The organism is Streptomyces sp. NPDC031100 (genome assembly GCF_055570785.1).
Genome location: NZ_JBVIGN010000001.1, coordinates 661771 through 684755, shown reverse-complemented (window position 1 = coordinate 684755; position 22985 = coordinate 661771). Strand labels below are relative to the sequence as shown.

23 protein-coding genes are annotated in these 22985 nt (G+C 71.2%); 13 read left to right on the top strand and 10 right to left on the bottom strand.

The genetic code is table 11. The features are described 5' to 3' along the window. Positions 1-229: 229 nt before the first annotated feature. Positions 230-715, bottom strand: a complete 486-nt coding sequence (locus tag ACZ5DS_RS03185) for an NUDIX domain-containing protein (protein ID WP_468233370.1) — start codon at positions 713-715, stop codon at positions 230-232. A gap of 19 nt (positions 716-734) precedes the next feature. Beyond that, positions 735-1178, bottom strand: coding sequence for a hypothetical protein (locus ACZ5DS_RS03180; protein ID WP_468233368.1), 444 nt, complete (start codon positions 1176-1178; stop codon positions 735-737). Positions 1179-1373: 195 nt separating this feature from the next. Between ACZ5DS_RS03180 and ACZ5DS_RS03175 the strand changes: the two genes are divergently transcribed. The 4 genes from ACZ5DS_RS03175 (at position 1374) to ACZ5DS_RS03160 (ending at position 5184) form a co-directional block, all read left to right on the top strand. After that, positions 1374-2492, top strand: coding sequence for a replication initiator (locus ACZ5DS_RS03175; protein WP_468233366.1), 1119 nt, complete (start codon positions 1374-1376; stop codon positions 2490-2492). 64 nt (positions 2493-2556) lie between these two features. Further along, complete coding sequence (locus tag ACZ5DS_RS03170) at positions 2557-4008, top strand: aldehyde dehydrogenase (protein WP_468233364.1); 1452 nt, start codon at positions 2557-2559, stop codon at positions 4006-4008. A gap of 2 nt (positions 4009-4010) precedes the next feature. After that, on the top strand, positions 4011-4244 hold the full coding sequence (locus ACZ5DS_RS03165; protein ID WP_468233362.1) for a ferredoxin: 234 nt from the start codon (positions 4011-4013) through the stop codon (positions 4242-4244). A gap of 76 nt (positions 4245-4320) precedes the next feature. After that, positions 4321-5184 carry a tetratricopeptide repeat protein gene (locus ACZ5DS_RS03160; protein WP_468233360.1) on the top strand — a complete coding sequence of 288 codons (864 nt, stop codon included), beginning with the start codon at positions 4321-4323 and terminating at the stop codon, positions 5182-5184. Between the two features lie 306 nt (positions 5185-5490). On the opposite strand, the gene ACZ5DS_RS03155 is transcribed toward ACZ5DS_RS03160, so the two are convergent. Together ACZ5DS_RS03155 and ACZ5DS_RS03150 are read right to left on the bottom strand one after the other, a co-directional pair. Beyond that, positions 5491-6210: a hypothetical protein gene (locus tag ACZ5DS_RS03155; protein WP_468233358.1), complete on the bottom strand. Its 720-nt coding sequence runs from the start codon at positions 6208-6210 to the stop codon at positions 5491-5493. Between the two features lie 20 nt (positions 6211-6230). Then, a complete protein-coding gene (locus ACZ5DS_RS03150; protein WP_468233356.1) occupies positions 6231-6851 on the bottom strand; it encodes a TetR family transcriptional regulator in 621 nt (206 codons plus the stop codon). Between the two features lie 221 nt (positions 6852-7072). Between ACZ5DS_RS03150 and ACZ5DS_RS03145 the strand changes: the two genes are divergently transcribed. From ACZ5DS_RS03145 to ACZ5DS_RS03135, 3 genes are read left to right on the top strand one after another with little or no spacing between them, the layout of a single operon-like run. Further along, on the top strand, positions 7073-8443 hold the full coding sequence (locus ACZ5DS_RS03145; RefSeq protein ID WP_468233354.1) for a glycosyltransferase family 4 protein: 1371 nt from the start codon (positions 7073-7075) through the stop codon (positions 8441-8443). After that, a complete protein-coding gene (locus tag ACZ5DS_RS03140) occupies positions 8437-9189 on the top strand; it encodes a class I SAM-dependent methyltransferase (protein WP_468233352.1) in 753 nt (250 codons plus the stop codon). Before ACZ5DS_RS03145 ends, ACZ5DS_RS03140 begins: the two co-directional genes overlap by 7 nt. Continuing rightward, entirely contained in the window at positions 9186-10256 is a 1071-nt protein-coding gene (locus tag ACZ5DS_RS03135; protein ID WP_468233350.1) for a prenyltransferase, read from the top strand. The genes ACZ5DS_RS03140 and ACZ5DS_RS03135 overlap by 4 nt, the downstream gene beginning before the upstream one ends. Positions 10257-10260: 4 nt before the next feature. Here ACZ5DS_RS03135 and ACZ5DS_RS03130 read toward each other — a convergent pair whose 3' ends face one another. Next, positions 10261-10551 (bottom strand): hypothetical protein, encoded by a 291-nt coding sequence (locus ACZ5DS_RS03130; protein WP_468233348.1) that lies wholly within the window; start codon positions 10549-10551, stop codon positions 10261-10263. A gap of 139 nt (positions 10552-10690) precedes the next feature. Here ACZ5DS_RS03130 and ACZ5DS_RS03125 point away from each other — a divergent pair, with 139 nt between their 5' ends. Next, entirely contained in the window at positions 10691-11260 is a 570-nt protein-coding gene (locus ACZ5DS_RS03125) for a hypothetical protein (protein WP_468233346.1), read from the top strand. Here the strand turns inward: ACZ5DS_RS03125 and ACZ5DS_RS03120 are convergent. The 5 genes from ACZ5DS_RS03120 to ACZ5DS_RS03100 all read right to left on the bottom strand — a co-directional run bounded on the left by ACZ5DS_RS03120 (position 11257) and on the right by ACZ5DS_RS03100 (position 16862). Next, positions 11257-12267, bottom strand: a complete 1011-nt coding sequence (locus ACZ5DS_RS03120) for an LLM class F420-dependent oxidoreductase (RefSeq protein ID WP_468233344.1) — start codon at positions 12265-12267, stop codon at positions 11257-11259. The two genes, ACZ5DS_RS03125 and ACZ5DS_RS03120, sit on opposite strands and share 4 nt — an antisense overlap. A gap of 106 nt (positions 12268-12373) precedes the next feature. Further along, positions 12374-13135: a hypothetical protein gene (locus ACZ5DS_RS03115; RefSeq protein ID WP_468233342.1), complete on the bottom strand. Its 762-nt coding sequence runs from the start codon at positions 13133-13135 to the stop codon at positions 12374-12376. Positions 13136-13251: 116 nt separating this feature from the next. Further along, positions 13252-14202: an N-acetylmuramoyl-L-alanine amidase gene (locus ACZ5DS_RS03110; RefSeq protein WP_468233340.1), complete on the bottom strand. Its 951-nt coding sequence runs from the start codon at positions 14200-14202 to the stop codon at positions 13252-13254. Positions 14203-14295: 93 nt separating this feature from the next. Beyond that, on the bottom strand, positions 14296-14946 hold the full coding sequence (locus ACZ5DS_RS03105) for a class I SAM-dependent methyltransferase (RefSeq protein WP_468233338.1): 651 nt from the start codon (positions 14944-14946) through the stop codon (positions 14296-14298). 170 nt (positions 14947-15116) lie between these two features. Next, positions 15117-16862 (bottom strand): MFS transporter, encoded by a 1746-nt coding sequence (locus ACZ5DS_RS03100; RefSeq protein ID WP_468233336.1) that lies wholly within the window; start codon positions 16860-16862, stop codon positions 15117-15119. 163 nt (positions 16863-17025) lie between these two features. Here ACZ5DS_RS03100 and ACZ5DS_RS03095 point away from each other — a divergent pair, with 163 nt between their 5' ends. The 5 genes from ACZ5DS_RS03095 (at position 17026) to ACZ5DS_RS03075 (ending at position 22980) form a co-directional block, all read left to right on the top strand. After that, positions 17026-18213 (top strand): thiolase C-terminal domain-containing protein, encoded by a 1188-nt coding sequence (locus tag ACZ5DS_RS03095; RefSeq protein ID WP_468233334.1) that lies wholly within the window; start codon positions 17026-17028, stop codon positions 18211-18213. Positions 18214-18413: 200 nt separating this feature from the next. Continuing rightward, positions 18414-20108: a hypothetical protein gene (locus tag ACZ5DS_RS03090; RefSeq protein WP_468233332.1), complete on the top strand. Its 1695-nt coding sequence runs from the start codon at positions 18414-18416 to the stop codon at positions 20106-20108. 14 nt (positions 20109-20122) lie between these two features. Next, on the top strand, positions 20123-21568 hold the full coding sequence (locus ACZ5DS_RS03085) for an MFS transporter (protein WP_468233330.1): 1446 nt from the start codon (positions 20123-20125) through the stop codon (positions 21566-21568). A 51-nt stretch (positions 21569-21619) separates the two neighbouring features. Further along, the gene (locus ACZ5DS_RS03080; RefSeq protein ID WP_468233328.1) at positions 21620-22159 is read left to right on the top strand and encodes a SigE family RNA polymerase sigma factor; all 540 of its coding nucleotides are present in this window, start codon (positions 21620-21622) and stop codon (positions 22157-22159) included. A gap of 29 nt (positions 22160-22188) precedes the next feature. Continuing rightward, positions 22189-22980 carry a hypothetical protein gene (locus ACZ5DS_RS03075; RefSeq protein ID WP_468233326.1) on the top strand — a complete coding sequence of 264 codons (792 nt, stop codon included), beginning with the start codon at positions 22189-22191 and terminating at the stop codon, positions 22978-22980. The last annotated feature ends 5 nt before the right edge of the window (positions 22981-22985 follow it).

Sequence of the window (22985 nt, the reverse complement as noted above, 5' to 3'; positions counted from 1 at the left end):
GCACGCGCCAAATTGGCTGCCTAAAGCCGTGGAGCCGACCGGCCTCAGCCACAGAGGTTTTTCCTACCTCTGCCTGCATGCACGCAGCGCGCCGCCGGGCGCGGCCAGCCGGGGCGGAGACAGGAGGCAGGCCGCGCCGCTGAGGCGGCGCGCGCCCGCGCCGTGCGCGGGCCTTGAGATGATGTAGAGAAAGTCTTACCGCGCTAGTGACCTGGCATCGAGGAATCGATCATGCAGCCCGGCTCTTCGGCTCCTCGCCGTGCTCCAAGTACACCGGAGCAGAGCTGGCCCTGGCCTCGACAGCCGCCCTAATACGTCGGGCCAGTCGCGGGATCGTACGCTCGGTGATCTGCGCTGGAGAGACAAACGCGAAGCTCTTCAGCTCCTCCGGCTGCAAGGTGATCGCTTCCAGGTGGTCTTGCGTGAGCTGGCCGCCGTCGAACAGGTACAGCACCTTGTCGCCCTCGGCCTCGTTGGGGGCCCAGCCGACCGCGAGCAGGCGCCCGATGGGCGGGGTGATCCCCAGCTCCTCCTGGACCTCGCGGATGGCGGCGTGCAGCGGGGACTCGCCGGTCTCGACGTACCCGCCGGGGATCTCCCAGTAGTCCTTGTAAGAGGGCTCCACCATGAGGACCCGCCCGGCGGCATCAAAGAAGAGCGCACCCGCTGCCATGCGCGGGTGCGCCATCTTCGCTTCGTGTGCATTCGGCGCCATGCAGCCGAGGGTACCCAGGTCAGACCACGCGCAGCCTGTCGGCCAGGTCCGCCAGGTCCGCCAGGTTCCGGCTCGGCCGGCCGCGCTGCCCTCGCACCCAGGTGAGCACCAGTTCCCGCGCCAGGTAGTGGCTCCGCACCTGCTCCGGTGCCCAGCTCTCTGCTTCGAGGACCTTGGCGAGCGCGTCGTCCATCCGGTTGTAAGCGCTGAGGGCCCGGGCTACTTCGAGGTTGTGCCGTGTACGGCGTTCCGTCGGAAGTCCGGTCGTGTCGATCTGCGGGCCGAGGTCGACCGCTACCTGCATGTCGCCCAGCTCGGCCGCCGTGGCCACTCGGTGGATCGCGACGTTCGTCGGCCCGAAGGCGGTCCAGACGTGATTGGCGTCGGTGCCGAGTCGGTCGGCCGCTCGTTTTGCCTCGTCCAGGAAGGTCCGCGTCGTGGCCGCCGTTCCTTCCAACCGCAATCGAAAGGAACCACCATCATGCCCCACCACACCCCGCCCCGCCGAGGATCTGCCCGGCCTGCGACGGCTTCGCCTCCGTCGCCGTCACCCTCGGCGGCCGCGACCACCGTGGCCACCTGCGCACCAGCACCGCCCACTGCCCGGCCTGCCAGGGCACCGGCACCGGCACCGCCCGCCGCTCTCCGGAGGGCGCCCGTGTCTGAGCAGCTGCTCGACCGTGCCACCCTCGGCGACCTGCTGAGGGTGGCTTCGGCCTCTGACTACCACCGCTGGCACGAGCAGATCCGCCGCACCAGCGGCTGCGCCGACCCCATCCACCTGACCGGCTGGGTCTTGCACAAGGACAAGACGACCGGCGAGACCCTCCACCACTACTCCACCGAGGGCGAACCCGGTGGACGGCTCCGACTCGCATGCGGAAACCGCCGCGCCTCCCGCTGCCCGTCCTGCGCTTGGACCTACGCGGGCGACACCTACCACCTCATCCGCGCCGGCCTCGCCGGGGACGACCGCCGCGACATCCCCGCCACCGTCCGCGACCATCCCCGCGTCTTCGCCACCCTCACCGCCCCCTCGTTCGGCCGCGTCCACAACCGGCCCGACCGGGGCGTCTGCCGCTGCGGCACCCGCCACGCCGCCGACGACCCCACACTCGGCACGGCCCTCGACCCGGAGACGTACGACTATCCGCTGTCCGGGTCCCTGCACGTCACCCAACAGGTCAAGATCGTGGAACGGAAGCTGGTCTTCGCTCCGCCGAAGAACGGCAAGCTCCGTGATGTGCCGCTGCCGGACTCGGTCGCCTTCGCGCTCGCCGAGCACATGACGGCCTTCCCGCCGGCCGAAGTCACGCTGCCCTGGATGCACCCCGACGGAGAGCCGGTGACCAGGCTGTTGTACTTCACGGGTGCTGAGGGCGGAGCGGTCTGGCGCAATGCCTTCAACGCGCATGCCTGGAAGGCCGCGCTCGCCGCAGCGGGAGTGATCCCCAAGCCCGGCCCGGGGGAGCGGTACAAGGAAGCCCGCGAAGACGGCATGCACGCGCTACGGCACTTCTATGCTTCGGTGCTCCTCGACGCAGGGGAGAGCATCAAGGCCCTGAGCGCCTACCTCGGCCATTCCGACGCCGGGTTCACGCTCCGCACCTACACCCACCTCATGCCGAGCAGCGAGACGCGTACGAGGAACGCCGTCGACGCGATGTACCGCACGGCCCAACAGCCCCCTGACGGCCCACGCCCTTCCGCACCCGCCCCTGATCACCGGGAAACCGCTGGTCAGGGGCATTCTGGTCCTGTCCGTGGACTACTTTAACTAGAACTGATATCAGTTCTGAAACAGCGTCAGAAACAGGCGGTGCGGCGGGAGGCAGTCGGCCATGACCGAGCTCGTGGAACACGGACAGCTGTTCATCGGCGGGGAGTTGACCGACCCGCTGGGCAAGGACGTCATCGAGGTGATCTCCCCGCACACCGAGGAGGTCATCGGCCGGGTGCCGCACGCCTCACGGGAGGACGTCGACCGGGCGGTGGCGGTCGCGCGCCGGGCCTTCGACGAAGGTCCCTGGCCGCGCGCGACGCTGGAGGAGCGGATCGAGGTCGTCACCCGGATCAAGGACGGCATCCTCGCCCGGCACGAGGAGATCGCCCGGGTGATCTCCGCCGAGAACGGCTCCCCGTACTCCTGGAGCGTCCTCGCCCAGGCGCTCGGCGCGATGATGGTGTGGGACGCGGCGATCAAGGTCGCGCGGGACTTCACCTACGAGGAGCGGCGGGACGGGGTCCTCGGCCCGATCCTCGTGCGGCGCGAGCCGGTCGGCGTGGTCGCGGCCGTCGTCCCGTGGAACGTCCCGCAGTTCGTCGCCGCAGCCAAGCTCGCCCCCGCGCTGCTCACCGGCTGCACGGTCGTACTCAAGCCGTCCCCGGAGTCGCCGCTGGACGCGTATCTCCTCGGCGAGATCGCGCGCGAGGCCGGACTGCCCGAGGGTGTCCTGTCGATCCTCCCCGCCGACCGCGAGGTCAGCGAGTACCTGGTGGGGCACCCCGGCATCGACAAGGTCTCCTTCACCGGCTCGGTCGCGGCCGGCAAGCGGGTCATGGGGGTGGCCGCCCGCAATCTCACCCGGGTCACGCTGGAGCTGGGCGGCAAGTCGGCGGCGGTCGTGCTTCCGGACGCGGACGTCCAGGCCGCCGTGTCGGGCATCGTCCCGGCGGCCTGGATGAACAACGGGCAGGCCTGTGTCGCCCAGACCCGCATCCTCGTCCCGCGCGCCCGCTACGACGAGTTCGCGGACGCCTTCGCCCAGGCGGCGGGCGCCCTGAAGGTCGGTGACCCACTGGATGCGGCCACCCAGGTCGGCCCCCTGGTCGCCCGGCGCCAGCAGCAGCGCAACCTCGACTACATCCGCATCGGCCAGGAGGAGGGTGCCAAGATCCTCACCGGCGGCGGCCGCCCGGCCGGCCTGGAGCGCGGCTGGTACGTGGAGCCCACCCTCTTCGGCGACGTGGACAACTCCATGCGCATCGCCCGCGAGGAGATCTTCGGCCCCGTGATCTGCCTCCTCCCCTACGGCGACGAGCAGGACGCCGTGAAGATCGCCAACGACTCGGACTACGGCCTGTCCGGCAGCGTGTGGACGGCCGACGTCGAGCGCGGCATCGAGGTCGCCCGCCAGGTGCGTACCGGCACCTACTCCGTCAACACGTTCAGCCTGGACATGCTCGGCCCGTTCGGCGGCTACAAGAATTCGGGGCTGGGGCGGGAGTTCGGCCCCGAGGGCTACGGCGAGTACCTCGAACACAAGATGATCCACCTGCCGGCGGGGTCCTAGGGATGGGCGACCGCTGGCACGTCGAGGTCGACCGGTCGGTGTGCATCGGCTCGGCCCAGTGCCTCCACCACGCCCCGGACGGCTTCCGCCTCGACACCGCCCGCCAGTCCCACCCCGTCGAACCGGACACCGACGCGAGCGAACAGGTCCTGGAGGCGGCCGAGGGCTGCCCGGTGGAAGCGATCATGATCACGGTACTGGGCAGCGGGGAGCCGGTGTTTCCACCCGAGGACTGAGGACTATGGGGTGTCGGAGCCGCGGGGTACTCTCCTGCGGTTCCGACGTTGCTCGTACCGACCGGGGTGGGAAAGCGTGCGCAAGTCCGAGGCCAAGCGGCTGATCGACGAGGCCTATGAGGCGTGGGAGGCCGAGGAGTGGCTGACCGCGGCAGGCCTGCTGGAGCAGGTGCTCGCGCACTTCCCGGACGAGAAGCGCAGCGCGGTGTGGTGGTACGACGCGGCGCTGGCCCACAAGTTCCTGCGCAACTGGGCGAAGGCGTACGAGTTGGGGCGCGAGGCCGCCGCCCGCGCCCCGCGCGGCGAGGGCGACCCGGCGTACTGGAACCTCGGCATCGCCGCGACCATTCAGCGCGACTGGACCACCGCCCGGGAGGCCTGGACGGGCTTCGGTATCGACCTCCCGGACGGCGAGGGCGAGATCGACGCCCGCCTCGGCGCAGCCTGTGTGCGCCTGGACACGGGTGGTGAACGGGAGGTCGTCTGGATCGACCGCCTCTGCCCGACCCGTGGCCGCGTGGTGAACGTGCCGGTGACCGGCGGGCGCCGCTTCGGCGAGATCGTCGTCCACGACGGCGAACCCAAGGGGCACCGGGTGGTCGACGGCCACGAGTTCCCCGTCTTCGACGAGCTCCTCCTCTTCGAGGCCTCCGACCTGCCGACGCTGACGGTGACGGTGAACGCGGGCGAGTCCGCCGACCTGGACGCCCTGATGCGCCTGTTCGTGGAGCAGGGCTACGGCGCCGAGCCGGCGAGCAGTGTCAACGTCCTGTGCGCCTGCTGCAGCGAGGGCACCCACGAACAGGAGCGCACGACCCACGCAGGAGCACAGAGCGTGTCCCTGGCCGCCCCCGAGCCGGAGGCCCGCCGCCTGCTGGACCAGTGGGCCGGTGAAGTGCTGCTGGGGCGCAGCTGGAGCGGGCTGGAGCCGGTCGCCTAGGCATGCGCAGCTGCCGCCATGGCACAGGGTGCCACTATGGTCGAAATGTTCCCCTTCGGCTGGCTATGTGCCGCTATCGGGACTATCCTGATAAGTGCCTACGGGGCGAGTGAGGGAGTCCCACCGGAGTAGCCGACTTTGGCGTGACGCACAGGCATCCGCCGGGGCCGACAGCGACGGTAGGGCTGAGAGGCCGGAAGGCAGCAGTCAGGCTGGACGGCGACCCCCAATACCTGATCCGGACCATGCCGGCGAAGGGAACCCGTCTCGTAGGTTTCTGCATGCCCAGGGCGCGCGCGGAGGATGTCACTCAAGAGGCAGGCCGCCCTCCCAGGTCTCGCTCACAGCGGCCCGGAGTTCTGCGTCGGAGAGGTCTCCGGGCTCTCTGAGGTCAGGACCGGCCGAGTAGTCCTCCAGGATCATGAACACCCGGTCGAAGAGGTCGCCGAGCGGCCCCTGGATCCGTTCCCCGTACCCCTGGGAAGCGCGTCGGGCCTCCCACCAGCCGTGTGCGAGGTCCGGGGCGCCCAGGGTGCCGTGCGTGAACGCGTCCAGCAGGGCCAGCTGCCGCGCCGCCGCACTGGCAGGAGCGACGTCGGAGGGGTGGGACCAGGCCAGGTGCAGGGGTGGGTAGGCGGCTGCCACGGTCGGCAGAGCGGGGTGGCGTTCGGCGAGGGTGCGGGCGTAGCGGGCGAAGCGTGCGCGTGCCGTGTCGACTCCCTCGGCAACGGCCGCGGCCATGAAGGCTGCGGTTCCCGCGAGCAGGGCGTAGCCCGCTTCCGGAAAGAGGACGGCTCCTTGCCGATCGGGCGTGGTGAGCAGAGAGGGGAGCCGGATCTCGGCGTCCGCGCAGAGGATGGGTGTGGTGCCCAGGGCGCGGCATCCGGCCGCTGTGCGGCGGGCGAGCGCCGCATCCACGTGGACACCCGCCGGGACCGGAGCCACCGCCTTGCCCTGCAGCCAGGACGGGGTGAAGGTGCCGTCCTGGCCGAGTACCGCATCCAGGTGGGGCGGTGGTGCGTGCATCGGGCCTCGCCGTCCTCCGCTCAGCGCGACGCCCCCGGCTCCGTCAGGTCGATCAGTCGGCACACCGTCTCGATGTCGATCTTCACCTGGGCGATGGAGGCGCGGCCCGAGAGCCAGGTGATGAGGGCCGAGTGCCAGGTGTGTTCGATGACGCGGACCGCGGAGAGCTGCTCGGGGGTCGGGTGTTCCAGGCCCACCGCGTCCAGGATGATCGCCGTGGTCTGCCGGGAGACCTGGTCGACCTCGGGGGAGACGCTGCGGTCGGCGAAGGTGAGGGCGCGGACCATGGCGTCGGCCAGGTGCGGCTCGCGCTGGAGGGCGCGGAAGGCCCGCATCAGGGTCTCCGCGACCCGCTCGGCCGCCGTGTCGCCCGCCGGGGGCTTCTTGCGCAGTGTCCCGTGCATGTGCTCCAGCTGGTCCTGCATGGTGGCGACCAGCAGATGCACCTTGGAGGGGAAGTAGCGGTAGAGGGTGCCCAGGGCGACCTGGGAGGACTCCGCCACCTCGCGCATCTGTACGGCGTCGAAACCGCCCCGGCTGGCCAGCTGCGCGCTCGCGTGCAGGATCCGGCGGCGGCGGGCCTCCTGCCGCTCCGTGAGAGGCGGCGAGGCAGGCCTCGAACTACTCGCTTCCGCAGGCATGGGTCCCGTTCCGTGACAGTCGGTGAGGACATCTGTTAGGGCACGTGATCATCCTGCACGGCGGGGGCCCGAGTCGTGGCGTGAATCACCTGATCCACTGCTCACAGCGCCCCTACCTGCCGGTAGATTCAGAGCCTCTTGAACGATCAAGTCTGAAACTTGTTCTAGATTAGCGTCCCGTCGTAGTCTCGCGGGACAGCGCAGGGAGAAGGGGGTCCGGAGTGACCGCTGAGGCCAGGGAGGCCGGGTCCCCGAAGGACCTTGCCGCCGACGGCGAGCGACCGCTCGACATCGCGCTTCTCACCTATAAAGGGAACCCGTTCTGCGGCGGCCAGGGCGTCTACGTACGGCACCTCTCCCGCGAGCTGGCCCGCCTCGGCCACCGGGTGGAGGTCATCGGCTCGCAGCCGTATCCCGTCCTCGACGAGGGCTACGACGGCCTGAGCCTGACCGAGCTGCCCAGCCTCGACCTCTACCGCCAGCCCGACCCCTTCCGCACCCCGGGGCGGGACGAGTACCGGGACTGGGTCGACGCCCTGGAGGTCGCCACCATGTGGACCGGCGGCTTTCCCGAACCGCTGACGTTCTCCCTGCGCGCCCGCCGCCATCTGCGCGCCCGCCGCGGCGAGTTCGACGTCGTCCACGACAACCAGACGCTCGGGTTCGGGCTGCTGGGGGACATCGGCGCCCCCCTGGTCACCACCATCCACCACCCCATCACCGTCGACCGGCAGCTGGAGCTGGACGCGGCCGAGGGCTGGCAGCGCCGTTACTCGGTGCGCCGCTGGTACGCCTTCACCCGGATGCAGAAGCGCGTCGCCCGCCGCCTGCCCTCCGTGCTCACCGTCTCCGGCACCTCCCGCCAGGAGATCGTGGACCACCTCGGCGTCCGTGACGACCGTATCCACGTGGTCCACATCGGCGCCGACACCGACCTGTTCTCGCCGAATCCGGCCGTGCGCGAAGTGCCCGGCCGGATCGTCACCACCTCCAGCGCGGACGTGCCGCTCAAGGGCCTGGTCTTCCTCGTCGAGGCGCTCGCCAAGGTGCGCACCGAGCACCCGGCCGCCCACCTCGTCGTCGTCGGCAAGCGCCCCACGGAGGGCCCGGTCGCCCAGGCCGTCGAGCGCTACGGCCTCGACGGCGCGGTCGAGTTCGTCAAGGGCATCTCCGACGCCGAACTGGTCGACCTGATCCGCTCGGCCGAGGTGGCCTGCGTGCCCTCGCTCTACGAGGGCTTCTCGCTGCCCGCCGCCGAGGCCATGGCCACCGGCACCCCGCTGGTCGCCACCACCGGCGGCGCGATCCCCGAGGTCGCCGGACGCGACGGCGAGACCTGTCTGGCCGTACCGCCCGGTGACGCGGGGGCGCTGGCCGCCGGGCTCGGCCGGCTGCTCGGCGACCCGGAGTTGCGCACCCGGCTCGGCCGCGCGGGCCGTGAGCGGGTCCTGCGGCACTTCACCTGGGCCCGCGCCGCCGAGGGAACCGTCGCCCGTTACCGCGAGGCGATCGCCCGCTCCGAGCCGCGCGAGAACAGCGGCCCGGCCACCGCCGCAACTGGTGTCTACTCCGAAAGCAGGGCCACGTGCTGACCGTCGACTTCTCCCGGTTCCCGCTCGCCCCGGGCGACCGTGTCCTGGACCTCGGCTGCGGGGCCGGCCGGCACGCCTTCGAGTGCTACCGGCGCGGCGCGCAGGTCGTGGCCCTCGACCAGAACGGCGAGGAGATCCGCGAGGTCGCCAAGTGGTTCGCGGCGATGAAGGAGGCCGGCGAGGCACCCGAGGGCGCGACCGCGACCGCGATGGAGGGCGACGCCCTCGCGCTGCCCTTCCCGGACGAGTCCTTCGACGTCGTCATCATCTCCGAGGTGATGGAGCACATCCCCGACGACAAGGGGGTGCTGGCGGAGATGGTGCGGGTGCTGAAGCCGGGCGGGCGGATCGCCGTCACCGTGCCGCGCTACGGGCCCGAGAAGGTCTGCTGGGCGCTGTCCGACGCCTACCACGAGGTCGAGGGCGGCCACATCCGCATCTACAAGGCCGACGAACTGCTCGCCAAGGTCCGCGAAGCGGGCCTGAAGCCGTACGGCACCCACCACGCGCACGCCCTGCACTCGCCGTACTGGTGGCTCAAGTGCGCCTTCGGCGTCGACAACGACAAGGCGCTGCCGGTGCGGGCGTACCACAAGCTGCTCGTCTGGGACATCATGAAGAAGCCGCTCGCCACCCGGATCGCCGAGCAGGCGCTGAACCCGGTCATCGGCAAGAGCTTCGTCCTCTACGCGACCAAGCCCCACCTGCCCCGGCTCGCCGAGACCGACGGGGCGGCCGCCCAGTGACGACACCCCGGACAGAACACCTCGTCCTGCCCGGGGTCCTCACCGCCGAGCAGGCTGCCGCGACCGTACGCGGCATCCTCGCGGTACAGCGGGAGGACGGGGCGATCCCGTGGTTCCGCGGGCACCACCTCGACCCGTGGGACCACACCGAAGCCGCCATGGCCCTGGACGCGGCCGGCGAGCACGAGGCCGCCGAGCGGGCGTACACCTGGCTCGCCACCCACCAGCACCAGGACGGCTCCTGGTACGCCGCCTACGCCGACGGCGCCCACGACGACGTCACCGACCGCGCCCGCGAGTCGAACTTCGTCGCCTACATCGCCGTCGGCGTCTGGCACCACTACCTGTCCACCGGCGACGACACGTTCCTGGACCGCATGTGGCCCACCGTGTACGCGGCCGTGGAGTGGGTGCTGCGGCTGCAGCAGCCCGGCGGCCAGATCGGCTGGCGGCGCGAGGACGACGGCACGCCCACCGCGGACGCGCTGCTCACCGGCAGCTCCTCGATCCACCACGCCCTGCGCTGTGCGCTCGCCATCGCCGAGCAGCGCGAAGAGCCGCAGCCGGACTGGGAGTTGGCGGTGGGCGCGCTGCGCCACGCGATCCGCAAGCACCCCGAGCGCTTCCTCGACAAGGACCGCTACTCGATGGACTGGTACTACCCCGTCCTCGGCGGCGCGCTGACCGGAGCGGAGGCGAAGTCCCGCATCGAGGCGGACTGGGACCGCTTCGTCGTCCCCGCGTTCGGGGTCCGCTGCGTGGTCCCCAACCCGTGGGTGACCGGCGGCGAGTCCAGCGAGCTGGCCCTGGCCCTGTGGGTGATGGGCGAGTCCGACCGCTCCCTGGAGATCCTCCAGTCCATCCAGCACCTGCGCGACCCGGAGAGCGGCCTGTACTGGACGGGCTACGTCTTCGACGACGACGCGATCTGGCCCCGCGAACTGACCACCTGGACCGCGGGCTCCCTCCTGCTCGCCGTCGCCGCCCTGGGCGGCCACGACGCCACGTGCGCGGTCTTCGGCGGCGAACAGCTGCCGGCCGGCCTGGACCCCGACTGCTGCGCCTGAGGGATCAGTGCCGGTGCATCCGGTTGGCGACGGCGTGGCCCACGAACAGGTAGACCACGGCGGCGAGGCCGTAACCGACGATCACCTGGGCCCAGGCCTGGTCCAGGGTGAACAGGTGGAGGGACCAGCCGGCCAGCCAGGTGGCGGCGTCGTGCACGAACCGGACCACGCTGTTGGCCCGGTTCGCGTCCAGCAGGTACAGCACGATCCACAGGCCGAGGATGAGGGCCATGACGTCGGCGACGAGAGCGATGACCCGCCCGGCCGGATTCCCACCGGGGCGATATCGGAGCATGTCTCCCGGGTTTCCGCTTGTGGCGCGGTGAAACCCGGCCCGAGACCCGGACGGCGGCGGCCAGGTGGTGCACACCGGTCGACCGGGTGAGACTGCCGCAGGAAGCACCCGCTCGGGGAGACACGTCGGGAGGACCCCCGTGCCCGTACCGATACGGCGCCTCTGCGTGGCGCTCACCCTCTGCTGCGCCCTGCTGGCCGGCTCCACGGCCTGCGGCAGCAGCAGTGACCAGAGCAGTACGAAGACCACGGCGCAGCAAGCCGCCCTCGAGGCGGCCACGCCCAGTCCGAGCACCTCGGCCGAGCGCCAGAAGTTCGCCAAGACCCGGTTCGTGGCGAACGCGGGCCTCGCCGCCGGTGCGACCTACCAGTGGATCGTGAAGCCCTGGAAGGCGGGCAAGTTCAAGAAGGGTGCCAAAGGGCGCAAGACGGCCCTGCTGAAGGCCGGCCTCGCCGGCGCCTTCGCCTACAACCGGCTCAAGGCCGCCCAGAAGAACGCCCAGGGCGACCCGACGCTCTCCAAGGCCCTCGCACCGCTCACGGCCGGCATCGAGGGCCTGAAGAGCCTGCCGTCCAAGCTGCGCAAGGGTGACGAGAACGCGGCCGGTTCCTTCGACGACATCATCGGCAAGGTCAAGGACGCGGGCCAGGACGCCGGAGCCCCGGTCAAGGACCAGGTGCCGTCCGCCTCGCAGTTGAGCCACGGCTAGGAGTTCAGCTCTGCCAGCACCCTGAGGGTGCGCGGGTCCGGTGACAGGGCCAGCAGGTCCGTCACCGGGCCCTTGCGCCACAACTCCAGGCGTTCCGCGATGTGTTCGCGCGGGCCGACCAGGGAGATCTCGTCGGCGAAGGCGTCCGGCACGGCCAGCACGGCCTCCTCGCGGCGTCCGGCCAGGAACAGCTCCTGGATCCGCCGCGCCTCCTCCTCGTAGCCCATGCGCGCCATGAGGTCGGCGTGGAAGTTGCGGGCCGCGTGGCCCATCCCGCCGATGTAGAAGCCGAGCATGGCCTTCACGGGCAGCAGCCCCTCGGCGACGTCGTCACACACCTTCACCCGGGTCAAAGGGGCCACCAGGAACCCCTCGGGCAGCTCCCGCACCGCGTCCCCGTACACCTCCGGCCGGCTCGGCGCCCAGTACAACGGCAGCCAGCCGTCGGCGATCCGGGCGGTCTGCGCCACGTTCTTCGGCCCCTCGGCGCCGAGCAGGACGGGGACATCGCCTCGCAGTGGATGCGTGATGGACTTCAGCGGCTTGCCGAGCCCCGTGCCGTCCGGCCCCCGGTAGGGGAGGGGATGGAACCGCCCGTCCACCGCCACCGGCGCCTCCCGCCGCAGCACCTGCCGTACGACGTCCACGTACTCCCGCGTCGCGGTCAGCGGCGACTTCGGGAACGGGCGGCCGTACCAGCCCTCCACCACCTGCGGACCCGACAGACCCAGCCCCAGCATCATCCGCCCGCCGGAGAGGTGGTCCAGGGTGAGTGCGTGCATCGCGGTGGCGGTCGGAGTGCGGGCCGCCATCTGGGCAACGCCCGTACCCAGCCTGATCGTTGACGTCTGCGCGGCGATCCAGGTCAGCGGGGTGAAGCAGTCCGAGCCCCAGGACTCGGCCGTCCACACGGAGTGGTAGCCGAGCCGCTCCGCCTCGCGGGCCAGCGGCACATGACGGGCGTCCGGGCCGCGTCCCCAGTAACCGAGTGCGAGACCGAGCCGCATGCCTGCCTCCTGACGGATCGTCAGTTCCGTAAGCCGGGAGGCGACTGTACGGCAACGGCCCCCCGCCCGGAAGGGCGAGGGGCCGTGCGCGACGGTACGGGTGCGGCTAGCCGCGCTGGATCCCGGAGGTGTCCTGCAGCACGCCACGGCGGCCGTCCTGCGTCTGCGCGACCAGCGCGGCACCGCGCTGCTCGACCGCCAAGTACCAGGTGCCCGGCGCCAGTTCGGCGATCGGCGTCGGCGAGCCGTCCTCGGCGAACAGCGGCCGCGTCACCGGCACCGCGAACCAGAACGGCGAGAAGTCCGCGGCGGCCGGCTGGGGCGCCGGGGCGGCGGCACCCTGCGGGGCCGGCTGCTGCCCGAACGGCTGCCCCGGCTGCGGCTGCGCACCGTACGGCTGCTGCGGCTGGGCGCCCGGGTAGCCGTAACCGCCGGGCGGCTGGGCGCCGTAGGGCTGCGGGGCGGCCGGCTTGGGGGCCTGGAGCAGGGCGGCCTGGAGGGCCGGGACCTGCGGGGAGGCGATGGCGGCGCCCGCGAGGACGAGGGCGGCGATGAGACCGAGGACGAGACCGGCGCCGGCGTCCCAGCCGTCGGGCACGTCGATCAGCGTCCACAGCAGCGTCCAGGCAGACAGGACCGGGAACGCGGTGCCGACCTGGGCGAGGTCGAGCCCGAGCACCTTGCGCGGCTGCGGCAGGCAGCGGTTGACGACGATGAGGACGGCACCGATCACCGCACCCATGTAGATGCCCAGGCCCATGCCTAGGCTGTCCCACGCGCTCGAGCTGGCAGAGGAGCCGAAGGCGGAGTAGCTCTGGAAGGTGAGGAACGACGCGATGAACAGCACCACCGCTGCTCCGATCACCACGCCGTCGCCTCGAGTGAGGGAGCGGATATTCACTTCAGGTCCTTCGTAGGTCGTCTCGTCGTCGGTAGACACTATCGTCCGCAAGATCCGGCTGTCCGGCCGGTTCCACCCGCCGGTCACGACTCGCGCAGGAAACTCACGATTCCCTCAGAGATCCCCTGCGCGGCCTTCTGCCGCCAGGCGCCGCTGGTCAGCAGTGCCGCGTCCTTGCTATCCCGCATGTTGCCGCACTCGATGAAGACCTTGGGAACTGTTGACAGATTGAGACCACCCAGGTCCTGACGTGTGACGAGACCGGTACCGTCGCCCACGTAGTTGGAGGGGGGCTCGCCCGTGACGCGGAGGAAGTTCCCCGCGACGCGCTCGCCGAGGTCGCGGGAGGGCCCGACGATGGGGCGGGTGTCGGCGGCGCCGGCGTGCACGGACGCCGGAAGGATGACGTGGAAGCCGCGGTCGCCCTCGGCCGAGCCGTCGGCGTGGATGGAGATGGCGGCGTCCGCGTGCGCCGCGTTGCCGAACCGGGCCCGCTCGTCCACGCACGGGCCCCAGGGCGGGGAGTCGCCGTCGTGCGTGAGCTTCACCGTGGCGCCCTGCTGCTCCAGGAGCGTGCGCAGCCGGTGGGCCACGTCCAGCGAGAACCGGGCCTCCGTGTAGCCCGAGTTGGTGGACGTGCCGGTGGTGTCGCACTCCTTCTTGTTCGTGCCGATGTCCACCTGACGGCTGATCTCGTCCGGGTGCTGGAAGTTGCCGGGGTTGTGGCCCGGGTCGATGACGACGACCTTGCCCTTGAGGGGGCCGTCGGGCGACGGGGACGAAGGAGAGGGGCTCGCCTGCTTGGCGTCGTCGGTGGCCGGCGCCGACCAGGGCTTCGCCGTGCTCGGCGAGGCCGCGGAGGTCTGCGCGCCTGCCGGGTCCGAGCCGCCGGAACCCCCGGACCCGCCCACCGCCTCGTACACCAGCCAGCCCAGCAGCGCACCGGGCACGAGCGCGGCGAGCGCGACGGTCAGCGGCCCGCGCCGGGGTCGGCGGGGCTGCGGGGGATCGAAATCCGGGCCTACGTACGACACGCCTGCCACCCTAGCGGGCCGCACAGGACCTTCACATGGCGGAGAGGGCCAGGCGGGTGGCCGGGCTTCGGCTGCCGACGATCAGCCACCCGATCAGATCCCCGCGCCGGTCCGCCGCAGCACGCGCAGCGATCCGGTCACGGAGACCTCCGTGAACGCGCCCGATTCCAGGGCCCGCAGGTAGACCCGGTACGGCGCCTGGCCCGTGAACTCGTCCTCGGGGTCCGGGAAGACGTCGTGGATGACGAGCAGGCCGCCCTCGGCCACATGGGTGGCCCAGCCCTCGTAGTCGGCGTTCGCGTGCTCGTCGGTGTGGCCGCCGTCGATGAACACCAGCCCGAGCGGGGAGTTCCAGATCGCGGCGACCTGCGGGGAGCGGCCGACCAGTGCGATCACGTGCTCCTCCAGGCCCGCCCTGTGCAGCGTCCGGCGCAACGTCGGCAGCGTGTCCATCAGGCCGATCTCGGGGTCGACGGTCTCCGGGTCGTGGTACTCCCAGCCCGGCTGCTGCTCCTCGCTGCCCCGGTGGTGGTCCACGGTGAGCGCGGTGACACCGGTCTCGCGGGCCGCGTCGGCGAGCAGGACCGTCGAGCGTCCGCAGTACGTCCCGACCTCCAGCAGCGGCAGCCCCAGCCGTCCCGCCTCGGCCGCGGCCTCATACAGAGCCAGCCCCTCGTCCACGGGCATGAACCCCTTGGCCGCCTCGAACGCGGCCAGGATCTCGGGCTTGGGTGCCGCGGGCATGAGGTAGTTCCTTCCGGTCGTACGACTGTCCGGACGCCCATCCTGTCGTACCCCCGTTGCCGTAACGACAGAGGGTATGGGTGGCGTCGGTCTCAGGCTGTGGCTGCCTCCCCCGGCAGCGACAGCCTCGGCCGACCGCCCGTCCCTCACCCCGGGTGTCTCGCGACGTCTCAGGCGGAGACCGTCTCGCCGGGCAGCGACAGATCAAGCTCCACCGCCCGCTCCTCGCCCCCGTGCGTCGCCGCCGAGGCCAGCGGACCGTGGCCCGCCGCCCGCGCGGCGAGGACGTACGCGCCCTCGGACGGCACGGCGACCGCATAGCTGCCGTCCTCCGCGGAGACGGTTGCACCCGCCTGCCGCCCCCGCCGGTCGATCAGGGTGACCTTGGCCCGGGCGACCGGGACGCCGGCAGCGTCCAGAACCCGCCCGCGGAAGCCCCGCAGCACCTCTTCGGCACGTTCCAGGTTGGCGTCCTCCTCACTGCTGGCCCGCAGCTGTGTGTGCTGCTGAGCCGGGCGGCCGGCCTTCGGCAGGAACACCGCCAGCAGCAGGCCCACCGCCACCGCGGCCGTGGCGATCAGGAAGGAGACGCGGAAGCCGTGCATGGTCGGGATCTCGATCCCGCCCACGGTGTTCGCCGTGTTGGCCAGCACCATGCCGATGACGGCGCTCGACACCGACGTACCGATGGAACGCATCAGCGTGTTCAGGCCGTTGGCCGCGCCGGTCTCCGAGGCCGGGACCGCGCCGACGATCAGCGCGGGCAGCGAGGAGTAGGCCAGGCCGATGCCCGCGCCCAGGACCACGGACGTGACGATCGTCTGCCAGGCCGCGTCCATCAGGCCGAGGCCGCCGCCGTAGCCGATCGCGATGATCAGCAGGCCGATGATGAGGGTGACCTTGGGGCCGTAGCGGGCGGACAGGCGGGCGTAGACCGGTGCCGTGAACATCATCGTCAGGCCCAGCGGGGCCACGCACAGGCCCGCGACGACCATGGACTGGCCGAGGCCGTAGCCGGTCGCCTTCGGCAGCTGGAGCAGCTGGGGCAGGACGAGCGAGACGACGTAGAAGCTGACGCCGACCATGATCGAGGCCAGGTTGGTGAGCAGCACCTCGCGGCGGGCGGTGGTGCGCAGGTCGACCAGCGGCGCCTTCACGCGCAGCTCGTACAGGCCCCACAGGAGGAGGACGACGACGGACGCGGCGAACAGGCCGAGCGTCGTGCCGGAGGACCAGCCCCAGTCGCTGCCCTTGGTGATGGGCAGCAGGAGCAGTACCAGGCCGGTCGACAGGCCTGTCGCGCCCAGCAGGTCGAAGGAGCCCTCGGCACGCATCGGGGACTCCGGTACGACGAGGAGCGTCAGGGCGATGGAGAGGGCGCCGAGGCCGGCGGCGCCGTAGAAGAGGGCGTGCCAGTTCGTGTGCTGCGCGACCAGGGCGGCGGCGGGCAGCGCGAGACCGCCGCCCACGCCTATGGAGGAGCTCATCAGGGCCATGGCCGAGCCGAGCTTCTCGCGGGGCAGCATGTCGCGCATCAGGCCGATGCCGAGCGGGATCGCGCCCATGGCGAAGCCCTGGAGGGTACGGCCCACGATCATCGTGAGCAGCTGGCTGGTGAGCGCGCTGACCAGGGCGCCGGCCACCATCACGGCGAGGCTGAGGATCAGCATGCGCCGCTTGCCGTAGAGGTCGCCGAGCCGGCCCATGATCGGGGTGGCCACGGCGCCGGAGAGAAGGGTCGAGGTGAGGACCCAGGTGGCGTTGCTGGGGGCGGTGTCCAGCAGCTGCGGCAGGTCCTTGATGACCGGCACGAGCAGCGTCTGCATCACCGCGACGACGATGCCCGCGAAGGCGAGCACCGGGACCACTGCCGCGCCGGCCCTCCGGCCGGGCTGGTCGGTCGTCGTGTGGGTCATGGAGTAAGGCCTTCCGCGCGAGATGAGTGCCGGGTAAACCTCGTATGCACAGGCAACTATTCCGTTGCTTCGGGCCTCTAATGAATCCTTGACCCATCCATGGGTTTCTGATCTGCCGTCAGACTCTGGTGCGTTGATGAAACACGTTCTAATCTGACGCCCCATGAAGGCCTATGTCGCCGGGGTCGGCATGACCCGCTTCGAGAAGCCCGAGACCCGGGAATGGCAGTACTGGGACATGGTGCGGGAGGCGGGGGGCGCGGCGCTCGCCGATGCCGGGATCACGTACACCGAGGTGGAACAGGTTCCCGTCGGCTACTGCTTCCAGCCCTCGACCGCCGGCCAGCGCGCCGCCTACGAACTCGGCCTGACCGGCATCCCCGTCTACAACGTCAACAACAACTGCGCGACCGGCGCGACCGCGCTCATGCTGGCCCGTCAGCTGGTCGAGGGCGGCGTCTGCGACTGTGTGCTGGCGCTGGGCTTCGAGAAGATGAAGAAGGGCGCGCTCGGGGGAGGCGCCGACGGAGGCGACTTCTCGGCGTCCCCGGTCGCCCGGCACTACGCCGTCATGGCCGCCCGGCACGGCTTCGAGATGAGCCCGCCGACCGCGCAGATCTTCGGGGACGCCGCCCGCGAGCACATGGAGAAGTACGGCACCACCGAGGCGCAGCTCGCCGCGGTCGCCGCCAAGAACCACCGCCACTCGGCACACAACCCCTACGCCCAGTTCCGCGACGTGTACGACGTGGACGACATCCTCGCCGCGCGCATGGTGCACCGGCCGCTGACCAAGCTCCAGTGCTCGCCGACCTCGGACGGCGCGGCGGCGGCCGTGGTGGTGTCGCAGCGGTTCGCCGAGGAGCGAGCCCTGACCGGACTGGTCGAGATCGCCGGGCAGGCCATGGCCACGGACACCGAGGAGTCCTTCGCGTCCGGCTCGTGCATCGACGTGGTCGGACAGCCGATGTCCCGCGAGGCGGCACGGCGGGCGTACGAGCGCGCCGGGCTCGGCATCGAGGACGTGGACGTCGTGGAGCTGCACGACTGCTTCTCCGTCAACGAACTGCTGACCTACGAGGCGCTCGGCATGTGCCCGGCCGGCGAGTCCGGCAAGCTCGTGGAGTCCGGGGCGACGACGTACGGCGGCCGCTGGGTGGTGAACCCGTCCGGCGGGCTGATCTCCAAGGGCCATCCGCTGGGCGCGACCGGCCTCGCCCAGGCCGCCGAACTGGTCTGGCAGCTGCGCGGCGAGGCGGGGGAGCGGCAGGTGCCCGGGGCCCGGGTGGGCCTTGCCCACAACATCGGGCTCGGTGGGGCTGCGGTGGTGACACTGCTGCGGGCGGTGTAGGTGACCGAGGCCTGTGTGGACCGCAAATCCGATCATGGACCGTAATTGAGTCGGACCTGTCGATGGACTGTCTGTCATGTCGGCCGTGCTGTCCCTCGTGCGGGTGAACGGGGCCGATTTCTGTGATCGTGCAGGCGCTTGGAACGCATGATCGGTGGTGGCAAATGAGTTCCAGGTGACCAGGGAAGGGGGGAGGGCCAGTGGCACGCAGGCGGGGGAAGAAGCGGGAACTGCGTGTGCTGGCTGAGCCGTTCACTGTTGCGGCACCTTCCGGGGCGCGGATCCGGGACCGGCTGCGCCTGGCCCCGGCGGATGAGAAGGTCCTGCGACGGGTGGGCGAGCACCTCGGGCATCATCAGCGGGCCGACCTGGCCGAACGGGTCAGGATCGGCCAGGCCTTGGCGAAGGACACCAGGCGTGCGGAGCGGAAGAAGAAGCTCACCGCCGTGTCCTCCTCCCGCTGGGCCGGGGCGATGACTCGCGCCAGCGAGGATCAGTACCAGTTGTCGATGCGCTGCCTGCACGACGAGCGGACGAGCCTGCGCCGAGCGATCCGTGCCATCGAGCGTCGCTTGGCCGCCCCGTGTGGCAAGCGCGCCAAGGATGGCGTGCGCGGCTACGCTGACCAGAACGAGCGGGCCCAGAAGCAGGGGCGCCTACACGTACTGCAGGCGCGGCTCGCTGTGGTGGAGGCACGGATCGCCGCCGGGAAGCCGTCCATCACAGTTGGCGGCCGTGGCCTGGTCAGACTGCGGCACCATCTGGATGCCCATCTAACCGAGGCCGAGTGGCGCGAGCGGTGGGAGGCCGGGCGGCTGTTCCTCACCGCGGACGGCGAGTCCGGTGCTCTGTACGGGAACTACACGATCACCGTCAATCCGTCCGACGGCTCGGTGACCCTCGTGCTGCCTGAGCCGTTGCGGCACCTGGCCAACGCACCCCGGGGCCGCTACCGGCTGGCCTGCACCGTGGCTTTCCCGCACCGCCACGGCGAGTGGCTCGACCGCGCTGCCGCCCACCGGGCGGTGCGCTACGACATCGCCTACGCCCCGGCTCGCAACCGCTGGTACCTCGACGCCTCCTGGACCACCGACAAGATCGTGCCGCCCACCCCGGACGAGCTCAAGGCCTCCGGCGCGCGGCTGCTAGGGGTCGATCTGAACGCCGACCACCTCGCCGCCCACGTCATCGATGTGCACGGCAATCCGATCGGCGAACCCATCACGGTCCCGTTGGACCTGACCGGTCCCACGGCAACCCGGGACGGCCGTCTGCACGCCGCAATCAGCGCCCTGATCGCCCTCGCCGACGGACACGGCTGTGCGGGAATCGCGATCGAGGATCTGGGCTTCGCCGAGGCTCGCGCCACAGGCCGGGAGACCATGGGCCGGGGCAGGCGTGGCAAACGCTTCCGCCGTACGGTGGCAGGTATCCCCACCGCCCGTTTCCGCGAACGGCTCCGCGGCATGGCCTGTCACCGGGGCCTGGTGGTCGTCGCGGTCGACCCGGCCTACACCAGCCGCTGGGGCGGGCAGCACTGGACGAAGCCTCTCCAGCAGCAGGCGAAGAAGACCACGGTCACCCGGCACCACGGTGCCTCGGTGGCCATCGGCAGGCGCGCCCTCGGCCATGGGATTCGGCGTCGGCCAGGTGTGACCGGCCACCACCGGAGGATGGTGGCGCGGAGAGCTACCGGCCAGGCTGTGTCCCTGCCGAGGGTGTGCGGGACCGCGAGCCCACCCAGGACAGCGGGCACGCCCACCCAGGGCGACAAGACCCGACCGTGCCGAGGTGATCAACTCGCGCTGTTCCCAGGCCCTCAAGACCGTTCGGAGGGCCACCGGACCACACATCCGGTTCACGGTGAGTTGGCCAACACTGGCCAACTATCCTAGGAACGGTTGAGAGCATGACACCCATGCTGGAAGCCGCCGACTCGCCCCTCATATCCCGCCGCGCCACCTCCGCCACCTGGCTGGTCGTGGCGCTGGCCTGCGCCGGACAGTTCCTGGTCGTGCTCGACGTGTCGGTGGTGAACGTCGCCCTGCCGTCGATGCGCGCGGACCTCGGGCTGAGCGAGTCGGGCCTGCAGTGGGTGGTCAACGCGTACGCCATCGCCTTCGCCGGCTTCATGCTGCTCGGCGGACGGGCCGGCGACCTCTACGGCCGCAAGCGGATGTTCCTCATCGGGCTCGGCCTGTTCACGCTGGCCTCGCTGGGCGGCGGCCTGGCGCAGGAGGGCTGGCAGCTGCTGCTGGCGCGGGCCGTGCAGGGGCTGGGCGCCGCGGTGCTGGCTCCCTCGACGCTGACGCTGCTGACGGACGCGGTGCCCGAAGGGCCGGCCCGGGCCCGCGCGATCGCGACCTGGACCGCGGTGGGCGCCGGTGGCGGTGCCGCGGGCGGACTGGTCGGTGGGGCGCTGGTGGACGTGCTCTCCTGGCGGTGGGTGCTGCTGATCAACGTGCCCGTGGGCGCGGTGGTGCTCGCCGCCTCGCTGAAGCGGCTCACGGAGAGCCGCGCCGGGGACGGCCGGCGGCTCGACCTGTCGGGCGCGGTGCTGGTGACGGCGGGTCTGGCGACGCTGGCCTACGGCATCTCGCAGACCGAGGCCGAGGGGTGGCTGGCTGCGGCCACGCTGGTGCCTCTGGCCGCCGGGCTCGCGCTGGTCGGAGCGTTCCTCGCCGTCGAGGCCCGTACGGCGGCCCCGCTGATGCCGCTCGGACTCTTCCGGCTGCGCTCGGTGGCGTCGGCGAACACGGCGATGTTCCTGAGCGGTTCGGCGATGTTCTGCATGTGGTACTTCATGACGCTGTACGCCCAGAACGTGCTCGGCTACTCGCCGCTGGGCGCCGGACTGGCGCTGGTGCCCAGCTCCCTGGCGGTGGTGCTCGGCTCCAAGCTGGCGCCCCGCTATCTGCCGAGGCTGGGCGCGCGCACCGTGGCCGTGCTGGGGGCGCTGGTGGCGGTCGCCGGGTTCGCCTGGCAGTCGGCGATGACCGCGGACGGCGGCTACCTGACCTCGATCATGTTCCCGGGGATCCTCATGATGCTCGGCGCCGGGCTGTCGGCGACGCCGCTGGCCGCGCTGGCCACCTCCGGGGCGGCGCCCTCGGACGCCGGGCTGGTGTCCGGTCTGGTCAACACCTCGCGCACGATGGGCGGTTCGCTCGGGCTCGCGGTCCTGTCGACGATCGCCGCGGCGCGCACCGCCCGCACCGGGAACGGCGTCGGGGCCGAGGCGCTGACCGAGGGGTACGCGCTGGCGTTCCGTGCCGGGACCGGGGTGCTGCTGGGCGGGGTGGTGCTCATGCTGCTGTGGCTGCCGAGGAAGATTTCCGCGAGTTCCGCGAACTGAGGCAACGGTCCGGGCGGCCCGTGGACTCCTTTTGACATCTAGGAGGTGCCCATGGGGGATCGGAAGCAGGCTCGGGACGAGGAGTTCCAGAGCTTCATGGTCGGCCGCTGGCCGCGGCTGATGCGTACGGCATTTCTCCTCACGGGGGAGCAGCACGCCGCGGAGGACCTGGTCCAGTCGACGCTCGAGCGGGCCTTCGTGGCCTGGCGCAGGGTCGGCTCGGCCGACGATCCGGAGGCGTACGTACGGCGCGTGATGATCAACCTGCATGCGCGCAAGCACAGAAGAAGGCTGAAGGAGTTCCTGGCGCCGAGGGACGACTCGGGCCTGGTGCACGAGGTGCCCGACACGGGCGATCGCATCGCGCAGGCCGACGACCGCAGCGCTCTGCTCAAGGCGCTCGCCCAGCTGCCCGTGCGGCAGCGGGAGGCGGTGGTGCTGCGCTACTGGGAGGACCTGACGGAGACCCAGGCGGCGGAGGCGATGGGCTGCTCGGTCGGCACGGTCAAGAGCAACACGGCCAAGGGGATCGCGAAGCTGCGCGCCATACCGGGACTGGCGGAGACGGTGACGCAGGGAGGGCGGAAGTGATGAGCGCGGACCAGAACAGGAACCACGACATGAGCCAGACGGACATCGCCTTCCTCCTCGCGGACGCCGCGGACGAGGTCGAGATCGGTATAGCCCCGGTGCAGGCGGTCATGCGCGGCGGCCGGCGGCGCAGAGCGCGGCGCTGGGCGGTGGCGACGGTCACGGCGCTGGTGGTGGCCGGGTCGACGGGAGCGCTGGCGGTGACGGGGCTGCCGGGCGGCGGACCTGCGGACCGGCAGGCGCACGTGGCGAAGCCGCCGGCCTCGGCGGAGGCCCGGCATGTGTACGAGCCGCAGCGGACCGAGCTGGGACGGGGCACCTACCGGGGCAAGGACTGGCACGTCACCGTCCAGGTGTGGGGAGCGCCGCGCAACGAGGCCGAGGCGGAGCGGCAGTTCGAGGCCATGCACGGGCAGGGCCTGCAGCCGGCTGATGCACGCAAGCCCGCCGACCTGATCGGCAAGATCTCGTACTTCGCGACCCGGGGCTGGGGCGACGGGGGGCCGCAGCCGGTGATGTTCGACACGGTCAAGAAGTTCGAGAAGTTCTCGGGCAAGGACATGGTGTCCATGGCGACCCGTCTGGGTTACGGCGGCGAGAGCTCCGGCCGGCTGGTGATCGGCATGGTCGCCAAGACCGCCCGGCAGGTCACCTGCCACTGGAAGGACGGCACGACGGCCGTGGCCGAGCGGATCGACGGCATGTCCGTCCCCACCATGGGATTGGCGATTCGCTCGGTCGACGGCTTCCAGGGAGCCAACTGGTTCGTGTGCACGGCACCGGAGGGGACGTCTTACGGGACGGCGGAGGTGACGAAGTAACACCG

Excerpts from the sequence above, each read along its gene's own strand:
- ACZ5DS_RS03185 (WP_468233370.1), bottom strand. The coding sequence starts at position 715 with ATGGCGCCGAATGCACACGAAGCGAAGATGGCGCACCCGCGCATGGCA.
- ACZ5DS_RS03170 (WP_468233364.1), top strand. The coding sequence starts at position 2,557 with ATGACCGAGCTCGTGGAACACGGACAGCTGTTCATCGGCGGGGAGTTG.
- ACZ5DS_RS03165 (WP_468233362.1), top strand. The coding sequence starts at position 4,011 with ATGGGCGACCGCTGGCACGTCGAGGTCGACCGGTCGGTGTGCATCGGC.
- ACZ5DS_RS03155 (WP_468233358.1), bottom strand. The coding sequence starts at position 6,210 with ATGCACGCACCACCGCCCCACCTGGATGCGGTACTCGGCCAGGACGGC.
- ACZ5DS_RS03150 (WP_468233356.1), bottom strand. The coding sequence starts at position 6,851 with ATGCCTGCGGAAGCGAGTAGTTCGAGGCCTGCCTCGCCGCCTCTCACG.
- ACZ5DS_RS03130 (WP_468233348.1), bottom strand. The coding sequence starts at position 10,551 with ATGCTCCGATATCGCCCCGGTGGGAATCCGGCCGGGCGGGTCATCGCT.
- ACZ5DS_RS03120 (WP_468233344.1), bottom strand. The coding sequence starts at position 12,267 with ATGCGGCTCGGTCTCGCACTCGGTTACTGGGGACGCGGCCCGGACGCC.
- ACZ5DS_RS03105 (WP_468233338.1), bottom strand. The coding sequence starts at position 14,946 with ATGCCCGCGGCACCCAAGCCCGAGATCCTGGCCGCGTTCGAGGCGGCC.
- ACZ5DS_RS03100 (WP_468233336.1), bottom strand. The coding sequence starts at position 16,862 with ATGACCCACACGACGACCGACCAGCCCGGCCGGAGGGCCGGCGCGGCA.
- ACZ5DS_RS03095 (WP_468233334.1), top strand. The coding sequence starts at position 17,026 with ATGAAGGCCTATGTCGCCGGGGTCGGCATGACCCGCTTCGAGAAGCCC.
- ACZ5DS_RS03085 (WP_468233330.1), top strand. The coding sequence starts at position 20,123 with ATGACACCCATGCTGGAAGCCGCCGACTCGCCCCTCATATCCCGCCGC.
- ACZ5DS_RS03080 (WP_468233328.1), top strand. The coding sequence starts at position 21,620 with ATGGGGGATCGGAAGCAGGCTCGGGACGAGGAGTTCCAGAGCTTCATG.
- ACZ5DS_RS03075 (WP_468233326.1), top strand. The coding sequence starts at position 22,189 with ATGAGCCAGACGGACATCGCCTTCCTCCTCGCGGACGCCGCGGACGAG.